Source organism: Pseudomonas sp. W2I6, assembly GCF_030815935.1.
Classification (GTDB): Bacteria; Pseudomonadota; Gammaproteobacteria; order Pseudomonadales; family Pseudomonadaceae; genus Aquipseudomonas.
Genome location: NZ_JAUSXJ010000001.1, coordinates 420,216 through 440,826, shown reverse-complemented (window position 1 = coordinate 440,826; position 20,611 = coordinate 420,216). Strand labels below are relative to the sequence as shown.

Annotated in this window: 19 protein-coding genes; 3 read left to right on the top strand and 16 right to left on the bottom strand. The window is 60.3% G+C overall.

What is annotated here, in order from left to right:
- Window positions 1-46 precede the first annotated feature (46 nt).
- A complete protein-coding gene (gene dcd / locus QF039_RS02060) occupies window positions 47-613 on the bottom strand; it encodes a dCTP deaminase (RefSeq protein ID WP_003219273.1) in 567 nt (188 codons plus the stop codon).
- A gap of 378 nt (window positions 614-991) precedes the next feature.
- Between dcd and QF039_RS02055 the strand changes: the two genes are divergently transcribed.
- A complete protein-coding gene (locus QF039_RS02055; RefSeq protein ID WP_002554837.1) occupies window positions 992-1,201 on the top strand; it encodes a cold-shock protein in 210 nt (69 codons plus the stop codon).
- A 364-nt stretch (window positions 1,202-1,565) separates the two neighbouring features.
- Here the strand turns inward: QF039_RS02055 and rpoS are convergent, their stop codons facing one another.
- The 8 genes from rpoS to QF039_RS02015 all read right to left on the bottom strand — a co-directional run bounded on the left by rpoS (window position 1,566) and on the right by QF039_RS02015 (window position 8,686).
- The gene (rpoS, locus tag QF039_RS02050) at window positions 1,566-2,570 is read right to left on the bottom strand and encodes an RNA polymerase sigma factor RpoS (protein ID WP_003219274.1); all 1,005 of its coding nucleotides are present in this window, start codon (window positions 2,568-2,570) and stop codon (window positions 1,566-1,568) included.
- Window positions 2,571-2,675: 105 nt separating this feature from the next.
- Window positions 2,676-3,512, bottom strand: coding sequence for a peptidoglycan DD-metalloendopeptidase family protein (locus tag QF039_RS02045; RefSeq protein WP_307516717.1), 837 nt, complete (start codon window positions 3,510-3,512; stop codon window positions 2,676-2,678).
- 210 nt (window positions 3,513-3,722) lie between these two features.
- On the bottom strand, window positions 3,723-4,358 hold the full coding sequence (locus QF039_RS02040) for a protein-L-isoaspartate(D-aspartate) O-methyltransferase (RefSeq protein WP_010176736.1): 636 nt from the start codon (window positions 4,356-4,358) through the stop codon (window positions 3,723-3,725).
- A 41-nt stretch (window positions 4,359-4,399) separates the two neighbouring features.
- Window positions 4,400-5,149 carry a 5'/3'-nucleotidase SurE gene (surE, locus tag QF039_RS02035; RefSeq protein ID WP_003219278.1) on the bottom strand — a complete coding sequence of 250 codons (750 nt, stop codon included), beginning with the start codon at window positions 5,147-5,149 and terminating at the stop codon, window positions 4,400-4,402.
- Window positions 5,137-6,195 (bottom strand): tRNA pseudouridine(13) synthase TruD, encoded by a 1,059-nt coding sequence (gene truD / locus QF039_RS02030; protein WP_003219280.1) that lies wholly within the window; start codon window positions 6,193-6,195, stop codon window positions 5,137-5,139. The genes surE and truD overlap by 13 nt, the downstream gene beginning before the upstream one ends.
- The gene (ispF, locus tag QF039_RS02025) at window positions 6,192-6,665 is read right to left on the bottom strand and encodes a 2-C-methyl-D-erythritol 2,4-cyclodiphosphate synthase (protein ID WP_003219282.1); all 474 of its coding nucleotides are present in this window, start codon (window positions 6,663-6,665) and stop codon (window positions 6,192-6,194) included. Before ispF ends, truD begins: the two co-directional genes overlap by 4 nt.
- Before the next feature lie 54 nt (window positions 6,666-6,719).
- The gene (gene fghA, locus QF039_RS02020) at window positions 6,720-7,565 is read right to left on the bottom strand and encodes an S-formylglutathione hydrolase (protein WP_003219284.1); all 846 of its coding nucleotides are present in this window, start codon (window positions 7,563-7,565) and stop codon (window positions 6,720-6,722) included.
- 8 nt (window positions 7,566-7,573) lie between these two features.
- A complete protein-coding gene (locus QF039_RS02015; protein ID WP_008432216.1) occupies window positions 7,574-8,686 on the bottom strand; it encodes an S-(hydroxymethyl)glutathione dehydrogenase/class III alcohol dehydrogenase in 1,113 nt (370 codons plus the stop codon).
- 109 nt (window positions 8,687-8,795) lie between these two features.
- Here QF039_RS02015 and QF039_RS02010 point away from each other — a divergent pair, with 109 nt between their 5' ends.
- The gene (locus QF039_RS02010; RefSeq protein WP_003219287.1) at window positions 8,796-9,692 is read left to right on the top strand and encodes a LysR substrate-binding domain-containing protein; all 897 of its coding nucleotides are present in this window, start codon (window positions 8,796-8,798) and stop codon (window positions 9,690-9,692) included.
- Window positions 9,693-9,761: 69 nt separating this feature from the next.
- Window positions 9,762-12,800, top strand: coding sequence for a dermonecrotic toxin domain-containing protein (locus QF039_RS02005; RefSeq protein ID WP_307516716.1), 3,039 nt, complete (start codon window positions 9,762-9,764; stop codon window positions 12,798-12,800).
- A gap of 3 nt (window positions 12,801-12,803) precedes the next feature.
- Here the strand turns inward: QF039_RS02005 and ispD are convergent, their stop codons facing one another.
- From ispD to QF039_RS01970, 7 genes are all read right to left on the bottom strand, one after another.
- A complete protein-coding gene (gene ispD / locus QF039_RS02000) occupies window positions 12,804-13,514 on the bottom strand; it encodes a 2-C-methyl-D-erythritol 4-phosphate cytidylyltransferase (RefSeq protein WP_003219291.1) in 711 nt (236 codons plus the stop codon).
- The gene (gene ftsB, locus QF039_RS01995) at window positions 13,511-13,789 is read right to left on the bottom strand and encodes a cell division protein FtsB (RefSeq protein ID WP_003219292.1); all 279 of its coding nucleotides are present in this window, start codon (window positions 13,787-13,789) and stop codon (window positions 13,511-13,513) included. Before ftsB ends, ispD begins: the two co-directional genes overlap by 4 nt.
- A gap of 171 nt (window positions 13,790-13,960) precedes the next feature.
- Window positions 13,961-15,250: a phosphopyruvate hydratase gene (gene eno / locus QF039_RS01990; RefSeq protein ID WP_003219294.1), complete on the bottom strand. Its 1,290-nt coding sequence runs from the start codon at window positions 15,248-15,250 to the stop codon at window positions 13,961-13,963.
- A gap of 156 nt (window positions 15,251-15,406) precedes the next feature.
- Window positions 15,407-16,252: a 3-deoxy-8-phosphooctulonate synthase gene (kdsA, locus tag QF039_RS01985; RefSeq protein ID WP_003219295.1), complete on the bottom strand. Its 846-nt coding sequence runs from the start codon at window positions 16,250-16,252 to the stop codon at window positions 15,407-15,409.
- 5 nt (window positions 16,253-16,257) lie between these two features.
- Window positions 16,258-17,889 carry a CTP synthase gene (locus QF039_RS01980; protein WP_003219298.1) on the bottom strand — a complete coding sequence of 544 codons (1,632 nt, stop codon included), beginning with the start codon at window positions 17,887-17,889 and terminating at the stop codon, window positions 16,258-16,260.
- Between the two features lie 273 nt (window positions 17,890-18,162).
- Entirely contained in the window at window positions 18,163-19,482 is a 1,320-nt protein-coding gene (gene tilS / locus QF039_RS01975; RefSeq protein ID WP_307516715.1) for a tRNA lysidine(34) synthetase TilS, read from the bottom strand.
- 175 nt (window positions 19,483-19,657) lie between these two features.
- The gene (locus QF039_RS01970; RefSeq protein WP_003219302.1) at window positions 19,658-20,605 is read right to left on the bottom strand and encodes an acetyl-CoA carboxylase carboxyltransferase subunit alpha; all 948 of its coding nucleotides are present in this window, start codon (window positions 20,603-20,605) and stop codon (window positions 19,658-19,660) included.
- Window positions 20,606-20,611 lie beyond the last annotated feature (6 nt).

Below are 20,611 nucleotides of genomic sequence, written 5' to 3'. Positions count from 1 at the left end.
AGTGCATGCCCGCTGACAAATTCCCTTAGCCTGTAAGACGATTCGATCAAGTGCGTGGGAGAGTGACGCCGCGCTGGCCCTGATACTTGCCGCCACGGTCCTTATAGGACACTTCGCACTCTTCGTCGGATTCGAAGAACAGCATCTGCGCCACGCCTTCGTTGGCGTAGATTTTTGCCGGCAAGGTGGTGGTGTTGGAGAACTCCAGGGTGACGTGCCCTTCCCATTCCGGCTCCAGCGGCGTCACGTTGACGATGATGCCGCAGCGCGCGTAGGTGCTTTTGCCCAGGCAGATAGTCAGGACATTACGCGGGATACGGAAGAATTCGACGGTGCGCGCCAGGGCAAAGGAGTTTGGCGGGATGATGCAGACGTCGCTCTTGACGTCGACGAAGCTTTTTTCGTCGAAGTTTTTCGGATCGACGGTTGCCGAGTTGATGTTGGTGAACACCTTGAACTCATCGGCGCAGCGTACGTCGTAGCCGTAGCTGGAAACCCCGAACGAGATCAGCCGCTCAGCGCCTTCGCCACGCATCTGGCGCTCCACGAAGGGCTCGATCATGCCGTGCTCTTGCGCCATGCGGCGAATCCACTTGTCCGATTTGATGCTCATGGCGGGTGTCCTGAATAGCGAGGTGAAAAAATTCTGTTGGGCATCTTACCGGGGCTGGCCCCGTGGTTCAAAGGGGCGGCTGTTTTTCTTGGCGCCGCGCAGCCCCTGCTGGGCGGGGCGCACCTTCAATCGTGGGGTGTTGGTGCGGTATCAGGGTGCCGCCAGTCACGAAAATAGAGAAACCTTCGGAAATACCATTGGCACGTTCCGGAAAAAGGGTTAAGGTGGCGCCACTGTGCTGCTTGTGTCACTGAGAATCTCTACACGATATGTTGAATTTCGATCCAACCATCTCCAAGAATTTTTCCTGCTCTTTGCACTCAGTCTCGGCCAGGGCTTTTCCTGAGTCGCAGTTAACTTTGTCCAAGGAGATACACCATGTCTAATCGCCAAACTGGTACCGTTAAGTGGTTCAACGATGAAAAAGGCTTCGGCTTCATCACTCCACAATCCGGTGACGACCTGTTCGTTCACTTCAAAGCTATCCAATCCGACGGCTTCAAAAGCCTGAAAGAAGGCCAACAGGTTTCTTTCATCGCTACCCGCGGTCAGAAAGGCATGCAAGCTGAAGAAGTTCAAGTTATCTAACTTGTACTGATTTAGTCGAAAAGCCCCGCCCTCAAAAGCGGGGCTTTTTTGTGCCCGCTCGTTCCTACGCTCTGCGTGGGAATGCCTCTTGTGACGCTCTGCATCACGCTTTGGGACGCGGAGCGTCCTGGGCTGCATTCCCACGCAGAGCGTGGGAACGAGCAAAGAGGGGCTTTTTTTGCGCTCGGGATTTGCCAATCACACGATGTAATTCCATGCACAAAAAAATGTGGGAGCCCACCTATGTGGGAGCCGGGCTTGCCCGCGATAGCATCACCTCGATCTATCAGTTGCACCGAGGTGATGCTATCGCAGGCAAGCCAGCTCCCACACAAGCCCGCTCCCACATTTCATCCTGCGTCGTTTATTGAAACAACGACTCACTCGACAAGCCATTCTTCTCGAGGATCTCGCGCAAGCGCTTGAGGCCCTCGACCTGGATCTGCCGCACCCGCTCACGGGTCAAGCCAATCTCCAGGCCAACATCTTCCAGGGTGCTGCTTTCGTGGCCGCGCAGCCCGAAGCGGCGAATCACCACCTCACGCTGTTTGTCCGTCAGCTCCGAAAGCCACTGGTCGATGCTTTGCGACAGATCGTCGTCCTGCAGCAACTCACATGGGTCCGTAGGACGATCATCGGTCAGGGTGTCCAGCAGGGTTTTATCCGAATCCGGACCCAGCGAGACATCGACGGAAGACACCCGCTCATTGAGACCGAGCATGCGCTTGACCTCTCCCACCGGTTTTTCCAGCAGGTTGGCGATTTCTTCAGGCGAAGGTTCATGATCGAGTTTCTGTGTCAGCTCACGCGCCGCCCGCAGGTAGACGTTGAGCTCCTTGACCACATGGATCGGCAACCGGATCGTACGGGTCTGATTCATGATCGCCCGTTCGATGGTCTGACGAATCCACCAGGTGGCGTAGGTCGAAAAGCGGAAGCCCCGCTCTGGGTCGAACTTTTCCACCGCCCGGATCAGGCCGAGATTGCCTTCCTCGATCAAGTCCAACAGGGACAGCCCACGATTGACGTAGCGTCGGGCGATTTTCACCACCAGTCGCAGGTTGCTTTCAATCATGCGCTTGCGCCCAGCCGGATCGCCCTTTTGCGACAAGCGCGCAAAATGGACTTCTTCTTCGGGAGTGAGCAGAGGGGAAAAGCCGATTTCATTGAGGTACAACTGAGTCGCGTCGAGCGCCCGTGTGTAATCAATGTACTTGTGTTGCTTTAACGCGGTGGAGTTCTTGGATTTGGTGCGAACTGAAGGTACAGCAGGTCCCTCATTCGACATCGATTCCGTATCGATGACAGTCTCCATAAGGAGAACCTCATCGTCGATGTCAAACTCCGGCGCTTCTTTACTGAGAGCCATTGTTATAGTCCTTTGGTGAGTTCGACCTCAAGCTCAAGCGACGCCTTTATCCTTGGCAACGCTGGAGCCTGTTCCTACTACGTGAGGAACAGGCTGTGCAACACATCAACGACGGGGAAGGAATTGCAGCGGATCAACAGGCTTCCCTTGGCGGCGAATCTCAAAGTGCAGTTTCACCCGGTCTGTACCAGTTGACCCCATTTCGGCAATTGTCTGTCCGACTTTGACCTGCTGCCCCTCCCGAACCAACAGCCTGCGGTTGTGACCGTAGGCACTGACGTAGGTATCGCTGTGTTTGATGATGACCAGCTCGCCGTAGCCCCGTAAACCACTCCCGGCGTATACCACTGTCCCATCAGACGCAGCTAAAACAGGCTGTCCCAAATCCCCGGCGATATCAATGCCTTTATTCAAACTACCGTTTGAAGAGAATTTTCCAATAAGGATGCCATTTGAGGGCCATCCCCAGCCGGTCGGTGCAGGCCCCGCCGGCGGCATCGGCGCAGGTGCCGGCTTGCTCGCAACGCTAGGCGCGGCGGTGCCTACAGGCCGGGTGATGATGGTGGTCTTGCTCGAAGACGACGGCGAAGAAGCCGTGTTTGTGACAACCGCGGTCGGTGTTGAACCGGTTCGTCCATCGAAACGAATGGTCTGACCTGGATGTATCGTGTACGGCACAGGGATGTTGTTACGGGCGGCGAGCGCCTTGTAATCCCAGCCATAACGAAAGGCGATCGAGAACATCGTATCGCCCTTGCGCACGACGTATTGGCCAGTGGTAACGGTAGGTTTCTGCGGTACCGCGTTATTGCGGTCGACCACCCGCGCACCACCGGATGGCGTGCTTGAACAAGCCGCCAGCAAGGAACTCAAGACAAGGCCAATCACCAGTCGCTGAAAGCTTGTTTGACTCATACGCTGTGCAATGACCGTGAGACTCACCCGCCGCTCCCTTTGTGGTGGCTGACTATGAACGCCTGTATCAGGCTTGAAATATGACGCAAGTATAACTGGCCGTTGGGTTTTTACTGGAAACACGACTCTAAAGAAAATTTCATCATGTTTAACTCCGACGGCTGATGATGTGGACTCAACAGACCCCGCTGTAAGACACATACCCGGCAATAGAATTCAGTACGCAGGAATAATTGATCAGGCCAGCGGACCGTTGAGCAGCGGGACAAAACGCACGGCGCCGAGCACATGCCGGGAAAAGCCCTCTTCCTCGCGAATGATCAACATTAATTGTTGCACTTCGCCGGAGCCCACCGGAATCACCAGGCGCCCGCCGGGAGCCAGTTGATCGAGCAACGCCTGGGGCACGTCGGTCGCCACGGCGGTGACGATAATGCCGTTGTATGGCGCCAGTGCCGGCCAGCCTTCCCAGCCATCACCCCAACGGAACACCACGTTGCGCAGGTTCAACTCCACCAGGCGTTCCTTGGCCCGGTCTTGCAACACCTTGATGCGCTCCACGGAAAACACCCGCTCCACCAGCTGCGACAACACGGCCGTCTGGTAGCCGGAGCCGGTGCCGATTTCCAGCACCTTGTCCAGCGGGCCCGCCGCCAGCAGCAACTCACTCATCCGCGCCACCATATAGGGCTGGGAGATGGTCTGGTTGTGGCCGATGGGCAAGGCTGTGTCTTCATAGGCGCGGTGCGCCAGGGCTTCATCGACAAACAGATGCCGCGGGGTACGCCGGATGACTTCCAGCACCTGGGCATTGGACAGCCCTTCTTCATACAGGCGCTGGATCAATCGCTCGCGGGTGCGCTGGGAGGTCATCCCGATGCCCCGGCGCAGCAGGTCGTCTTGTTCACGAGCCATCAGCGCAGCCCCTCCAGCCAGCCATCGAGGCTACTGAAGGCATCACTGAAGGTGCGATCGAGTTGCAACGGGGTAATCGAGACATAACCTTGCATCACCGCATGAAAGTCAGTGCCCTCGCCACCGTCCTCGGCATCGCCGGCAGCGGCAATCCAGTACCCTTCCCTGCCACGCGGGTCGACCACCTTCAGCGGCGCTGCCGCACGGGCACGGTGGCCGAGGCGGGTCAGCTGGATACCGCGAATGTGGTCCAGGGGCAGATTGGGAATATTGACGTTGAGCACCGTGCGCGGCGGCAGGACCAGGGTGTCATGGGCCTCCACCAGCTTGCGGGCGAAATAGGCCGCAGTCGCCAGGTTGTCCAATTGACGGGACGCAAACGAAAAAGCGAACGAGGTCCGACCGAGGAAGCGCCCTTCAAGGGCTGCCGCCACCGTACCGGAATACAGCACGTCGTCACCCAGGTTGGCGCCCAGGTTGATCCCGGAAACCACCAGGTCCGGCTCGCGGTCCAGCAGGCTGTTGATCGCCAGGTGCACGCAGTCGGTCGGCGTGCCATTCACGCTGATAAAGCCGTTGGGCAACGTCTGTGTATGCAACGGACGGTCGAGCGTCAGCGAGCTGCTGGCGCCGCTTTTGTCCTGGTCCGGGGCAACCACCACGCACTCGGCGTAATCCGCCAGCGCAGCATGAAGCGCGGCAAGGCCGGGTGCAGTGACCCCGTCGTCGTTAGATATCAGAATACGCATGGGCTGTCCGTCTGCCCCACCGGCACCAGATCTACAAGCTCGCGCACCAAGACAGTGGCGAAGCATCCAGCCGGCAGGACGAATTCCAATTGCAGAATGTCAGGTTCGGGATAATGCCACGTCAACCCGCCAATGGGCAGTCGAAGAATGCGACGTTCCTGGCTCATGCCGGCATTCACCAGCCAATCCCGCAGTTCGGCTTCACCGTCGGCAATCGCCTGTTCCAGCGCGAAGGTTGCTCCCGCCGCCGGCGAATCACCTTCGCCCCACTGCGGGCCGGTGGGATGCAGGTCGAGGATTGCCAGGCGCGGGTCGCTGCATTCAGCCTCCCCCGCCGGGAAAAAGCTGCGGCTGTCGGTAAACGCCAGCAAGTCACCGACCTGGGCGCGCTGCCAGGAACCATCGGCCACCCGCGCCGCCAGCACTTTATTGAACAGGAAGCTGCGGGCCGTCGAGAGCAGGCGCGAACGCACATTGCGCTGCTCCGGCAAGGCCTTGCGCGCCGCCCAGTCACGGGCATCGACGACGTTGCCGCCGTTATGGCCGAAACGCTGGGCGCCGAAATAGTTGGGAATGCCTTGCCTGGCGATCAGTTGCAGGCGGGCGTCGATGGCCGCCGCATCCCCGGCAAACTGGGTCAGGCGCAAGGTAAAACCGTTGGCCGAATGCGCGCCGCGCTGCAGCTTGCGCTTGTGACGGCCGGTCTTGAGGATCTTCAGGGTGTCGTTTTCAGCCGCGCTCAGGTCCGGGTCCGCCTTGCCCGGCAACTGCACGCTGAACCACTGGCGTGTCAGCGCCTGGCGGTCCTTGAGCCCGGCGTAGCTGACGGTACGCAACGGCACGCCCGCCGCCTTGGCAATCCGCCGCGCCGCCTCTTCGGTATTCAGGCCGCGCTTTTCCACCCACAACCACAGGTGTTCACCCTCGCCGGTCAGCGGGATATCCAGCACTTCATCCACCTGGAAGTCTTCAGCGGTGGCCTTCAGAACAGCGCTGCCCAAGGCTTCGCCATAGGCACGCGGGCCCAGCAGTTGCAGATCATTCATGCGCGCAGCAACAAGGCAACGGAGTGCACGGCAATGCCCTCTTCGCGACCGGTAAACCCGAGCTTTTCGGTGGTGGTGGCTTTTACGTTCACTTGATCCAACTCAACTTGAAGATCCGCGGCAATCAGCGCGCGCATCGTTTCGATATGCGGGGCCATCTTGGGCGCCTGGGCGACGATGGTGTTGTCGACGTTGCCGACCTTCCAGCCCTTGGCATGGATCAAGCCGACCACGTGACGCAACAGCACACGGCTGTCCGCGCCCTTGAAGGTCGGGTCGGTGTCCGGAAAGTGCTTGCCGATGTCGCCCAACGCGGCTGCGCCGAGCAAGGCATCGCTCAAGGCATGCAGCACCACGTCGCCGTCGGAATGAGCCAGCAACCCGTGGTGGTGCGCGATCCGCACGCCGCCCAGGGTGATGAAATCGCCTTCGGCGAAACGGTGCACATCATAGCCGTGGCCAATACGCATAAAAAAACGCCCCGATTTAATTCAGGGCGTGATTCTACCTACTTTTGCCTCACATTAACCGAGCAAAGCGCGCGCGTGATGGCGTAAATGGTCTTCGATGAAGCTGGCGATAAAGAAGTAGCTGTGGTCATAGCCCGGTTGCAGGCGCAGCTCCAGCGGATGGTTCGCCGCCCTGGCCGCCTGTTGCAACGCTTCAGGCTTGAGCTGCACCGCGAGGAAATCGTCGCGGTCGCCCTGGTCCACCAGCAATGGCAGCTTTTCCGAGGCTTCGCTGATCAACACGCAGGCATCCCATTCGCGCCATTTCGAGCGCTCTTCGCCGAGGTAGCGGGAGAATGCCTTCTGGCCCCACGGGCAATCCATCGGGTTGTTGATCGGCGAGAACGCCGACACCGACTGATAACGCCCCGGGTTGCGCAAGGCACACACCAGCGCGCCGTGGCCGCCCATGGAGTGGCCGCTGATCCCGCGTTTGGCCGACGCCGGGAAATGCGCCTCGACCAATGCCGGCAACTCCTGCACCACGTAGTCATGCATCCGATAGTGCTGGGCCCAGGGCTCCTGGGTGGCGTTCAGGTAGAAACCGGCGCCCAGGCCAAAGTCCCAGGCGTTGTCCGGATCACCCGGCACACCGGGGCCGCGCGGGCTGGTGTCCGGCGCAACAATGATCAACCCCAGCTCGGCTGCCATGCGTTGCGCGCCGGCCTTCTGCATGAAGTTCTCATCGGTGCAGGTCAGGCCCGACAGCCAGTACAGCACCGGCAATTTGCCGCCCTGCTCCGCTTGCGGCGGCAGGTACACGGCGAAGGTCATGTCGCAACCCAGCACGTCGGAATGATGCTTGTAGCGTTTATGCCAGCCGCCGAAGCTTTTCTGGCACGACAGGTTTTCCAGACTCATGGCCGACCTCAGAAGTGAATGACGGTGCGGATGCTCTTGCCTTCATGCATCAGGTCAAACGCCTTGTTGATATCTTCCAGGCCCATGGTGTGGGTGATGAACGTATCCAGCGGGATTTCACCGGCCTGGGCCATTTCCACATAGCTTGGCAACTCGCTGCGACCGCGCACGCCGCCGAACGCCGAACCGCGCCAGACGCGGCCGGTGACCAGTTGGAACGGACGGGTAGCAATTTCCTGGCCGGCGCCGGCCACGCCGATGATCACCGACTCGCCCCAACCTTTGTGGCAGCACTCAAGGGCCGCACGCATCAGCTGGACATTGCCGATGCACTCGAAGGAAAAGTCGACGCCGCCGTCGGTCAAATCGACGATCACGTCCTGGATCGGGCGGTCGTAGTCTTTCGGGTTGATGCAGTCGGTGGCACCCAGCTGCCTGGCGATTTCAAACTTGGCCGGGTTGATGTCGATGGCAATGATGCGGCCGGCCTTGGCTTTCACCGCGCCGATCACCGCCGACAGGCCGATGCCGCCCAGGCCGAAGATGGCCACGGTGTCGCCTGGCTTGACCTTGGCGGTGTTGATCACTGCACCGATACCGGTGGTGACGCCACAGCCCAGCAGGCAGACTTTTTCCAGCGGCGCTTCTTTGGGAATCTTGGCCACGGAGATTTCCGGCAGCACGGTGTATTCGGAGAAGGTCGAAGTGCCCATGTAGTGGAAAATCGGCTGGCCCTTGTAGGAAAAGCGCGAAGTACCGTCGGGCATCAGGCCTTTGCCCTGGGTGGCGCGAATCGCCTGGCAGAGGTTGGTCTTGCCTGACAGGCAGAATTTGCACTTGCCGCATTCCGGGGTGTACAGAGGGATCACGTGGTCGCCCACCGCCACCGAGGTCACGCCTTCGCCGATGGCTTCAACCACGGCGCCGCCTTCGTGGCCGAGGATCGACGGGAAAATGCCTTCCGGGTCCGCGCCCGACAGGGTGTAGGCATCGGTATGGCACACACCGGACGCCACCACCCGCAACAGCACCTCGCCCGCCTTGGGCATGGCCACATCCACTTCAACGATCTCGAGGGGTTTCTTGGCTTCGAAGGCTACGGCCGCGCGGGACTTGATCATCCGGTTTCTCCATCGGGTTAAAAACGTAAGGCCGGCAGTGTAAAACATGCTCATCTGATTAATAATCCAGACAAAAGCAAAACATTATTGCCGTACAGGGACAATCAGCATGCTGGAAAACCGCTGGGAGGGCATCGACGAGTTCGTCGCCGTGGCCGAATGCAGCCAATTCACCGCGGCCGCCGAGCGCCTGGGCGTGTCGTCGTCCCATATCAGCCGCCAGGTCGCGCGACTGGAAGAGCGCCTGCAAACACGCTTGCTGTATCGCAGCACGCGCAAGGTGACACTGACCGAAGCCGGCCAGACCTTCCTGCAACATTGCCAGCGATTGCAGGACGGTCGCGAAGAAGCCTTGCGCGCCGTGGGCGACCTGGCCAGCGAGCCCAAGGGAATGTTGCGCATGACCTGCGCAGTGGCTTACGGCGAGCGTTTTATCGTGCCGCTGGTGACGCGGTTCATGGCGCTTTATCCGCAATTGCGCGTGGACGTGGAATTGACCAACCGCCAGCTGGACCTGGTGCACGAAGGCCTGGACCTGGCGATTCGCCTCGGGCGCCTGGCGGATTCGCGCATGGTTGCCAGCCGCCTCGCGCCGCGGCGTATGTACCTGTGCGCGTCACCGTCCTACCTGGCCAGGTACGGGCGGCCACATAGCTTGTCGGAGTTAAGCCGGCATAACTGCCTGATCGGCAGCTCGGATATTTGGCAACTGGCCCAGGACGGGCGCGAATTTTCCCAGCGTGTACAGGGAAACTGGCGCTGCAACAGCGGGCAAGCGGTGCTGGATGCGGCCCTGCAAGGTGTCGGTCTTTGCCAATTGCCGGACTATTACGTGCTGGAGCATTTGCACAGCGGCGCACTGGTGTCGTTACTCGAAGCCCATCAACCGCCCAACACCGCAGTTTGGGCGCTGTACCCGCAACAACGCCACCTTTCGCCCAAGGTGCGAAAACTGGTGGACTTTCTCAAGGAGGGCCTGGGCAACCATCCCGTCTACCTGCGATAGACAGCTACCGCCCATGCAGCGCCTGAGTGCCGGTAAATAGCCTTTTTTACTGCGTAACCAGGCACCCCCATGATAACCAACGGCCCGCAACTCCAGCGCATCAGTCATTTCGTTCGCAAGGTCCTGGCGGATTTCCCCGTACCTTCGCGAATCGCCGCCCAGTTGATCCGCGAGCGGGTACAGCCCCTCAGCCAGGTCGAGTTCGACCCGGATACCACCCTCCTCGCCACCCTCGAATACAACACCGACAATCCCAATGCGGCCTTCACCGCCGTGGTGATCCAGTCGATGTCGCTGACCGAGGCCATGGTCTGCAATGCGCCCCAGCCCCCGGGCGGCATGCTCAATACCACCGGGTTTTCCACCACTGCACCTTATTTCAATATTGTCAGCGAGCTGCCTCGCTTGATGGATAACCGGATTCCGGCAATGTTCAACGAAGAGTTCATCGTCTCGGGCTGGATCCCGCCAAGGCGTTATGAGGCGCTGTATCTGCAAAGCCAGCCCCAGGTTTACGACCCGAGCACGCAGCTGCAGATTTCACCAAAAACCTTCAGGCACATCGTTAACTCAAGCCATTTCGAACAAACCTACGACGAGGCGATCGGCAAGTTCTGGAACAGCCACCGGGAAAACTACAACACCCTGATGCGCATCGCGTTCACCAAAGCCTATCTGGAACAGTTCCATGAGTTCACCCTGACCGTGGCAGAGAGACAGCTGGCGGCACGGGCGGCGGGAATCGGCATCGACAAGAACCACGACAACCTCACCCTGGAGGATTTCCAGGAGCCCTATCGCCTCGACCCAAACCTGTCCCTGCGGCTATTGCGCGTTCACAACAGCGAATCCACCGACATCCTGACCATCACCGATAACCAAAGCCAGGTGACCCTGCTCTATATCCCGGGCAACTCCTCGCCCTTCCATGGGTTCAATAACCCGGCAGACATGCGCAGTTGGCTGGTGGAAACGGCAAGGGACGCCACTCAACGCAAGTCGCTGACCCAACACTTCGACGAGGACGCCATCGACTCCGGCCTGATCTACAGCGGCGTGGAGGAGGCACTGGTGGGGATGGCGGTGTTTCCGAAGCCGGCAACCTCCCCGGGTTTGTTCAACAGCCTGCGGGCCGATAACTACTGGGATCCCGAGCAGTACATCAATAACCCGATGTATCCGGCACTGGGCAGTAACCCGTTTGAGTTCATCGCCCGGCAGATCAGGGTACGCCTTGCAAAAGTAGCGGCGCGAAGCTTTATTTCGCCCCTGGATACGCTCAAGGCCGACACCCTGGATGCCCTGGAAAAAGCCTGCATCCTGGCGGTTCCCGTGGCACTGGCCATGGGCAACGCGCTACTGGCGGAATTTTGCTTCCTGACCTCCGGCGCGACTGAAATGGTGGTGGGTGCCGACGACCTGCTGCGCGGCAAACCCCACGCGAAGGAGCGCATTGTATTCGGCGCCCTTAACGCGCTGCCGGTGGTCGCCCATGGCGTGTCCAAGGGGCTCAAGGGCCTCGAAAGCCTGCGCCCCACCCTGGGCCCGGCAGTACGCCAGGATGCGGGCCGGATCAGCGTCAGCGCCATCAACGAAACCTCCATGGCGGCCAACACCGAGACGCGCACCCTGAACCCACGGATGACTCCCGGCGGCCTGCAGACCATCCGGATTCACGGCGACCTGTACCTGACCTACAAGACCCCCAATGAATCAGGCTTCTTCGAACTGTTCGTAATGGCTCCCAACGCGCCAAACACGCTGCAATCCACCGGCCTGTATGCCATCCAGAGCGCCGACCTGAAGTGGCGCACGGCCGGGCTGGCCGGCGGAGGCGCATTTCGCAATGCCTGGCAAAGGGTCTACACGCTGTTCGGCGGCCCGCAACACTCGACGTTCTACAGTGCCTACGAGATGCCACCCCCCGCACGCGAGACCGTTTCGGAGATGCTCACCGACACCAGTTCGTTTTCGGAAAACTTTGAACCCGTGGGCAGCGGTGCCCAGCCGGTGAAAGACACCCGCAAGTTGTTTTTCGAGAAAAGAACCAAGCTGTCTGAAGATGCCACGATATTCTTTGCCAACTTGTCGTTTTCACCGATGCGGCCCGTGCTTCCAAGGCTCAGCCTGAATGAATCGCAGCCGACCATCATTCAAAAACTGCTGCACGCCAGCGACGGCCTGGTGATCGGCGAAAGCCATGGAGCCCTGTCGAGCAAGGCGTTCCTGATCAACAACATGCCGCTGTTGGCCAGCGAGGGGGTCAAACGCCTCTATTTCGAGCATCTGCTGACGGATGTACACATGCCCTTGCTCAAGGCGTTCTACCGTACCCGAAGCGCGGTGATGCCCGAGGAACTCAAGGGCTTCCTCAACAACATCTACCCGCCGTTGCGCGACCGGCACTACTCGTTCGTCAACATCGTCACCGCAGCCCGTGACGCCGGGATCAAAATCCAGCCGATCGACTGCACTGTCAGCTACATGCTGCGCGACCTGCCCGATACCGCCGACAACTTGCGCCAGCGCATGATGAACTACTACGCCACCGAGGTGATTCAATGGATCCAGACCACCAAGCCGCGCCCGGGAAAATGGGTCGCACTGGTGGGTGACAGCCATACCAATACCTACAAAGGGATTCCGGGGATCGCCGAACTCACCGGCAGCATCGGCCTGCGGATCGAGGATGCAGCGGCTGGCGGGCACCTCGGCGTCGAAGTGGACACGGGACGCACCGCCAGCCTGGGCATCGGCAAGGGTGAGGGAACGGTCAAGGCCAACCTGGTCCTGCGGGTGGACCGCGCCAGCTTGCAACGCCCGGCGCAACCGGCGCCCGCCCCCTCCCAGCCCCAGGCCAGGACGCCACAGACGCTGCTGACCAAGCCAGGCCAGTTCATGCTGACCCCGGCCACCGTCACGACACCGGCACACCTTCACTACCGTTCACGGCGAGGCGACGTACGCCATTTCAGGATCGATCAACAGGGCGGCCGATACGCCATCAGCGCGCCCGGTTGGGCCGTGGACGGCAAACCGTTCGACAGCATTCAGGCACTGGTGGATGAGTTCAAGACCCCGGCCGGGGTTGAACAGATGACGGTGTGAGCGTCAGGAAGACTGGAAAGTCCGACGCTGGCGCAGCCATTCAAGGTCTTCCGGGCGCGTGACCTTGAGGTTGTCGGAACGGCCTTCGATCAGGCGAGGCGCATGCCCGGCCCATTCCATGGCCGAGGCTTCGTCGGTGATGACCACGTCCGAGACCAGGCTGTCGGCCAAGGCCCGGTGCAGCGCGCCAAGGTGGAACATCTGCGGGGTGTAGGCCTGCCAGATCGGCGTGCGATCAACCGTTTCCAACACGCGCCCGTGCTTGTCGGCGCGCTTGAGGGTGTCCCGCGCCGGCACGGCCAGCAGCCCACCCACGCTGTCGTCGGCCAGTTCAAAGAGCAACTTGTCCAGGTCATCGCGGCTGAGGTTCGGCCGGGCGGCGTCATGCACCAGCACCCAATCGTCATCGCTCGCGCCCTGGCCGTGCAGGTAAAGCAAGGCATTGAGCACCGAACCCGAGCGCTCTTCGCCGCCGTCAACGCGCACAATGCGTGGGTCGGTGGCGCAAGCCAGGGTCGGCCAGTAAGGGTCATCCATCGCAACGCTGACCACCAGCCCCTTGAGGCCCGGATGATCGAGGAAACAGCCAAGGCTGTGTTCGAGAATAGTGCGCCCACCCAATTGCAAGTACTGCTTGGGACGGTCCGCGGCCATACGGGCACCCACGCCCGCGGCAGGAATCACGGCCCAGAAGGCCGGTGACGAAATGCTCATTGGGCCAACTGGTAGAGGGTTTCGCCCTCCTTGACCATGCCCAACTCATGGCGAGCCCGCTCTTCAACGGTCTCCATGCCTTTTTTCAATTCAAGTACTTCGGCATCGAGCACGCGATTGCGCTCCAGCAACACCTCGTTTTCGGCGTGCTGTGCGGCAATTTGCTGGGTCAGTTCGGTGACCTGCGCCAAGCTGCCATTCCCCACCCAAAGGCGGTACTGCAGGCCAGCCAGCAGCAAGAGCAAGACGAGGAACAACCAATTGGGACTGCGCATCGAATATCGGGTATCCAGTGAAAAAAGACAGCCATGCAAAACTTTTGCAGCAACTGATAGCACGAAGCCTGGAAAAACCAGGCTTGTGCTTGTTAGTCATGAGATTAGCGCCGAAATTCACGCTGCCGTGATTTTTCCGACGTAATCCGCTGACCTTTTACCATTTAACAATCAGCCGCGAAACTCGCTGCGACCGTTGTACTTGGCTTTGCCGCCCAGTTGCTCTTCGATACGCAGCAATTGGTTGTACTTGGAAACGCGATCGGAACGGCACAGGGAACCGGTCTTGATCTGCCCAGCCGAAGTGCCCACGGCCAGGTCGGCAATGGTCGAGTCTTCGGTTTCGCCGGAGCGGTGGGAGATCACGGCGGTGTAGCCCGCAGCCTTGGCCATCTGGATGGCTTCCAGGGTTTCGGTCAGGGTGCCGATCTGGTTGAACTTGATCAGGATCGAGTTGGCGATCTTTTTGTCGATGCCTTCTTTCAGGATCTTGGTGTTGGTCACGAACAGGTCGTCGCCCACCAGCTGGATCTTCTCGCCGATCTTGTCGGTCAACACTTTCCAGCCAGCCCAGTCGGACTCGTCCAGGCCGTCTTCGATCGAGATGATCGGGTAGCGCTCGGTCAGGCCCTTGAGGTAGTCAGCAAAACCTTCCGAGGTGAACACGTGGCCTTCGCCGGACAGGTTGTACTTGCCGTCTTCGTAGAATTCGCTGGCCGCGCAGTCCAGGGCCAGGGTCACGTCGGTGCCCAGCTTGTAGCCAGCGTTGGCCACGGCTTCGGAGATCACTTTCAGTGCGTCTTCGTTGGACGCCAGGTTCGGCGCAAAACCACCTTCGTCACCCACTGCAGTGCTCAGGCCACGGGCCTTCAGCACAGCCTTGAGGTGATGGAAAATCTCGGTGCCCATGCGCAGGCCTTCGGAGAAGGTCTTGGCGCCAACCGGCTGCACCATGAATTCCTGGATGTCGACGTTGTTATCAGCGTGCTCGCCACCGTTGATGATGTTCATCATCGGAACCGGCATCGAGTAGACACCCGGAGTGCCGTTCAGGTTGGCGATGTGGGCGTACAGCGGCAGGTCCTGGTCCTGTGCAGCGGCCTTGGCAGCGGCCAGGGACACGGCGAGGATGGCGTTGGCGCCCAGGCTGCCTTTGTTTTCGGTACCGTCGAGCTTGATCATCGCGTGATCGAGGGCTTTCTGGTCAAGTGGATCCTTGCCCAGCAGCAGGTCGCGGATCGGGCCATTGATGTTGGCCACCGCCTTGAGTACACCCTTGCCCAGGTAACGGCTCTTGTCGCCATCACGCAGTTCCAGTGCTTCGCGGGAACCTGTGGAAGCACCGGACGGCGCGCAGGCGCTGCCGATGATGCCGTTATCGAGAAGCACGTCGGCTTCGACGGTAGGGTTGCCACGGGAGTCGAGAACTTCACGACCTTTGATGTCGACGATTTTTGCCATTGTTGTAAACACTCCAAAGTTGACGAAAACGACGCAGCTGAAGGAAATCTTTTGACCGACCGCAAGGGTGGAACAACGGGCAGGCTTGCAGGCGACAAGGCTCAGGCCTGCGGGCCTGAGCGTAAAGCGAGGGAAAGTCTACCGGAGAAATGGCGCTTACGCGGTCTCTACCGTCGGAAAACTCTTGACCAGGTCGTCCAACTGCTTCAACTGGGCCAGGAATGGCTCCAGCTTGTCCAGGCGCAGGGCGCATGGGCCGTCGCACTTGGCGTTGTCCGGGTCCGGATGGGCTTCCAGGAACAAACCTGCCAGGGACTGGCTGATGCCGGCCTTGGCCAGGTCCAGTACCTGGGCACGGCGCCCGCCAGCGGAATCGGCGCGACCACCGGGCATTTGCAGCGCGTGGGTCACGTCGAAGAACACTGGGTATTCGAACTGTTTCATGATGCCGAAACCGAGCATGTCCACCACGAGGTTGTTGTAGCCGAAACTCGAACCACGCTCGCAGAGGATCAACTGGTCGTTACCCGCTTCCACGCACTTGTTCAGGATATGTTTCATTTCCTGAGGCGCGAGGAACTGGGCTTTCTTGATATTGATCACAGCGCCGGTCTTGGCCATCGCGACCACGAGGTCGGTCTGGCGCGACAGGAAGGCCGGCAACTGGATGATGTCGCACACCTCGGCAACCACGGCAGCCTGCTCAGGCTCGTGGACGTCGGTGATGATCGGCACGCCGAAGGCTTGCTTGATGTCCTGGAAGATCCGCATGCCTTCTTCAAGGCCCGGGCCGCGGTAGGAGGTCACGGACGAACGGTTGGCCTTGTCGAAGCTGGCCTTGAATACGTAGGGGATACCGAGTTTCTCGGTCACCTTCACGTACTCTTCACAGACCTGCATCGCCATGTCGCGGCTTTCCAGCACGTTCATGCCGCCGAACAGCACCATGGGCTTGTCGTTGGCAATCTCGATGTCGCCTACGCGAATGATCTTCTGGGCCATCAGGTTTACGCCTTCTTCTGATGTTGCGTCAGTGCTGCTTTAACGAAGCCGCTGAACAACGGGTGACCGTCGCGCGGGGTCGAGGTGAACTCCGGGTGGAACTGGCAAGCCACGAACCATGGATGATCCGGTGCTTCAACCACTTCAACCAGCGCGCCATCACCGGAACGACCGGAGATTTTCAGGCCGGCTTCCATGATTTTCGGCAGCAGGTTGTTGTTCACTTCGTAGCGGTGACGGTGACGCTCGACAATCACGTCCTTGCCGTAGCAATCGTGAACCAGGGACCCCGGCTCCAGCAGGCAATCCTGCGCGCCGAGGCGCATGGTGCCGCCCAGGTCGGAGGCTTCGGTACGGGTTTCGACGGCGCCGGTGGCATCTTCCCACTCGGTGATCAGGCCCACGACCGGATGACCGCTGGTGCGATCGAACTCGGTGGAGTTGGCGTCTTTCCAGCCCATCACGTTACGGGCGAACTCGATGACCGCCACTTGCATGCCCAGGCAGATCCCCAGGTACGGCACCTTGTTCTCACGAGCGTACTGGACGGCAGTGATCTTGCCTTCCACGCCACGCAGACCGAAGCCGCCCGGAACCAGGATGGCGTCAACGCCTTCCAGCAGCGCAGTGCCCTGGTTCTCGATGTCTTCGGAGTCGATGTAGCGCAGGTTGACCTTGGTACGGTTGCTGATGCCCGCGTGGCTCATCGCTTCGATCAGCGACTTGTAGGCATCCAGCAGCTCCATGTACTTGCCGACCATGGCGATGGTGACTTCATGCTCAGGGTTGAGCTTGGCGTCGACCACGGCTTCCCACTCGGACAGATCGGCGCCGCCACACTGCAGGCCGAAGCGCTCGACGACAAAATCATCCAGGCCCTGGGAATGCAGGATGCCCGGGATCTTGTAGATGGTGTCGGCGTCTTCCAGGGCGATTACCGCACGTTCTTCAACGTTGGTGAACTGGGCGATCTTGCGACGGGACGCGATGTCGATCGCGTGGTCGGAGCGGCACACCAGCACGTCCGGCTGCAGGCCGATGGAACGCAGTTCCTTGACCGAGTGCTGGGTAGGCTTGGTTTTGGTTTCGCCGGCGGTGGCGATGTACGGCACCAGCGTCAGGTGCATCAGCATCGCGCGCTTGGCGCCGACTTCGAAACGCAACTGGCGGATGGCTTCGAGGAACGGTTGGGATTCGATGTCACCCACGGTGCCACCGATCTCGACCATCGCCACGTCGGCATCGCCTGCACCCTTGATGATGCGGCGCTTGATTTCGTCGGTGATGTGCGGGATCACCTGGATGGTTGCACCCAGGTAGTCACCACGGCGCTCCTTGCGCAGCACGTGCTCGTAGACACGGCCGGTGGTGAAGTTGTTGTTCTGGGTCATGGTCGTGCGGATGAACCGCTCGTAGTGGCCCAGGTCCAGGTCGGTCTCGGCGCCGTCGTGGGTGACGAACACTTCACCGTGCTGGAACGGGCTCATGGTGCCCGGGTCAACGTTGATGTACGGGTCCAGCTTGAGCATGGTGACCTTAAGTCCCCGCGCCTCCAGGATGGCCGCCAATGAAGCGGAGGCAATGCCTTTCCCCAATGAAGAAACAACACCGCCCGTGACGAATATGTAGCGCGTCATGAAAAACCCTAGAAGTCTGCGTTAAAGCGGTCCGAGCCGCCGGGGAAAGCGAAGGAAGGCCGAAGCCCCCGATCACCTGCATTAATCACAGTGCACCTTTCAAAAAAACCGCCGCGTTGTGACAGACCAGCAATGAAACACCGGTACGTTGATCGCTACACATTTTTTGGAATCGCCCAGCAAAGACTGCTTGGTAATCGGCAACTGCTGCGATTCAGGCGAATCCACAGAAGTTGTATCAAGAAGGGAGCGTAGTCTACCGGAAAGGCTCTATCAGCTCAAACCTTGATCGCAGGTTGGTGGCATCCAATGTAATTGCCAGCCGGTACCGCCACCCGCCGCAAGCCCCGGCAGGTTGGCCACAGCCAGCAATTGCTGGCCCTGATACAGCAGCGGCAATCTGCCACGGATGAAGCCTGGCACCGCACTTTCGTTAAGCAAGCGCTTCAGGTCGCGCCGGCCCCGGCCTGGCAATTCCATGATTTCACCGCCCTGGCGATAACGGATGCTCAGGGGGCCTTCGGGTGCACTGCCGCTGAAGCGCACTTGACCGTTACCGGGTAACTGTAGTGGGTTTTGCGGGTGCGGCCAGCTCACCGATGCGTCAGAAAATTCCGACCAACTGGCAGGTAACCACCAGATAAGCCCACCACAACGGTGCAATTGACCGTCGGCCAGGCGCCACAGTGGCTGTGCATCGTGTTTGGCGTCGCGCAAGGTCGCCCAGCCGGTCCAGTGGTCGCTGTCGGGCAAGCGTGTCAGCGGTGTCAGCCAGTGCCTAAGTGCGTTGCGCTGGCGGGCCTCGGAGAGCGCGGCAAGCGGTTCAAGGGTCAGCGAAGGCAATGCCAGCCAGGGAAACACCGGGTGCTGGCTGGCGGCCAGCAGGTCCATCTGCGCCAGTTCGTCGAGCAAGCCGTGGGCTTCGCTCAGATGTTCGGCGCTGCGGGCCATGGTGCTGACGGCTTGGGGCCAACGTTCGGTCAGGCGTGGGAAAACATGGTGGCGCAGGTAATTGCGGGAGAAACGCGGATCAGCGTTCGACGGGTCTTCGATCCAGGTCAATTGATGTTCACGGGCGTAGGCTTCAAGCTCGGCGCGAGACACATCCAGCAAGGGTCGCACCAGATAGCCATCTGCCAAAGGGCGCTGCGCGGGCATTGCCGCCAGGCCACGCACGCCAGCCCCACGCAACAGCCGAAACAGTAAGGTTTCTGCCTGATCGTCACGGTGCTGGCCCGTGACCAGCAACTCCCCTGCCCCGGTGACCTCGGCAAACGCCTGATACCGCGCGTTACGGGCCGCGCGCTCCAGGCTTGCACCTTGTTGCACTTGCACGCGGATCACCCGCAGAGGCACGCACAAGGCGTCGCACACGGACTGGCAATGGGCCGGCCACGCATCCGCCGCAGCTTGCAGCCCATGATGAACATGGATAGCGCTGAGTGGCGGGAGCTTGTCGATTTTGGCCAGCGTGGCCAGGAGGTGCAGCAGGACGGTGGAGTCGAGGCCGCCGGAGAAGGCGATATGCCAGGCCGGGGCGTTGCGCCAGGGAGCGAGGATTTGCAGGAGCTTGGCGGGCAGAGTTGGTTTCATCGCAAAGTACCGCCGCAAAACTGGAACACGATAGCCAAGCATACACAAAACAAATGTGGGAGCCGGGCTTGCCCGCGATGCAGGCAACTCGGTTTATCTAGTGCACCGAGTTGATGCTATCGCAGGCAAGCCCGCTCCCACACAAGCCAGCTCCCACATTTTAGAAGGCGTCGGCTTAGAGACCGTAGCTCATCAGGCGCTCGTAACGACGGGCCAGCAGCGCCTCGTTGTCGAACTTCTTGAGCATCGCCAGTTGCGAGCTGAGTTCGGCACGAATGGTCGCGGCAGCGGCAGCCGGGTCACGGTGGGCGCCGCCCAATGGCTCAGCGATCACTTTATCCACGATACCCAGGCCTTTCAGGCGATCGGCAGTGATGCCCATGGCTTCCGCGGCATCCGGCGCTTTCTCGGCGGTTTTCCACAGGATCGAGGCACAACCTTCCGGCGAGATCACCGCGTAGGTCGAATATTGCAGCATGTTCAGTTGGTCGCAGACGCCAATGGCCAATGCACCGCCGGAACCGCCTTCGCCGATCACGGTAGCGATGATCGGAGTCTTCAGGCGCGCCATCACCCGCAGGTTCCAGGCAATCGCTTCGCTCTGGTTGCGCTCTTCAGCGTCGATACCCGGGTAGGCGCCCGGGGTGTCGATGAAGGTCAGGATCGGCATCTTGAAGCGCTCGGCCATTTCCATCAGACGACACGCCTTGCGGTAGCCTTCAGGGCGCGGCATGCCGAAGTTGCGGCGGACTTTCTCGCGCACTTCACGGCCTTTCTGGTGACCGATGACCATCACTGGCTGGTCGTCCAGGCGAGCGATACCGCCCACGATGGCGGCGTCGTCGGAGAAGTGACGGTCGCCGTGCAGCTCATCGAACTCGGTAAAGATATGGTCGATGTAGTCCAGGGTGTACGGACGGCGCGGGTGGCGGGCCAGGCGCGCGATCTGCCAGCTGGTCAGCTTGCCGAAGATGTCTTCGGTAAGCGTGCTGCTCTTGTCTTGCAGGCGAGCGATTTCATCGCCGATATTCAGCGAATTGTCATTGCCGACCAGGCGCAGCTCTTCGATCTTGGCTTGCAGGTCAGCGATCGGCTGTTCGAAATCAAGAAAATTCGGGTTCATAAGCGT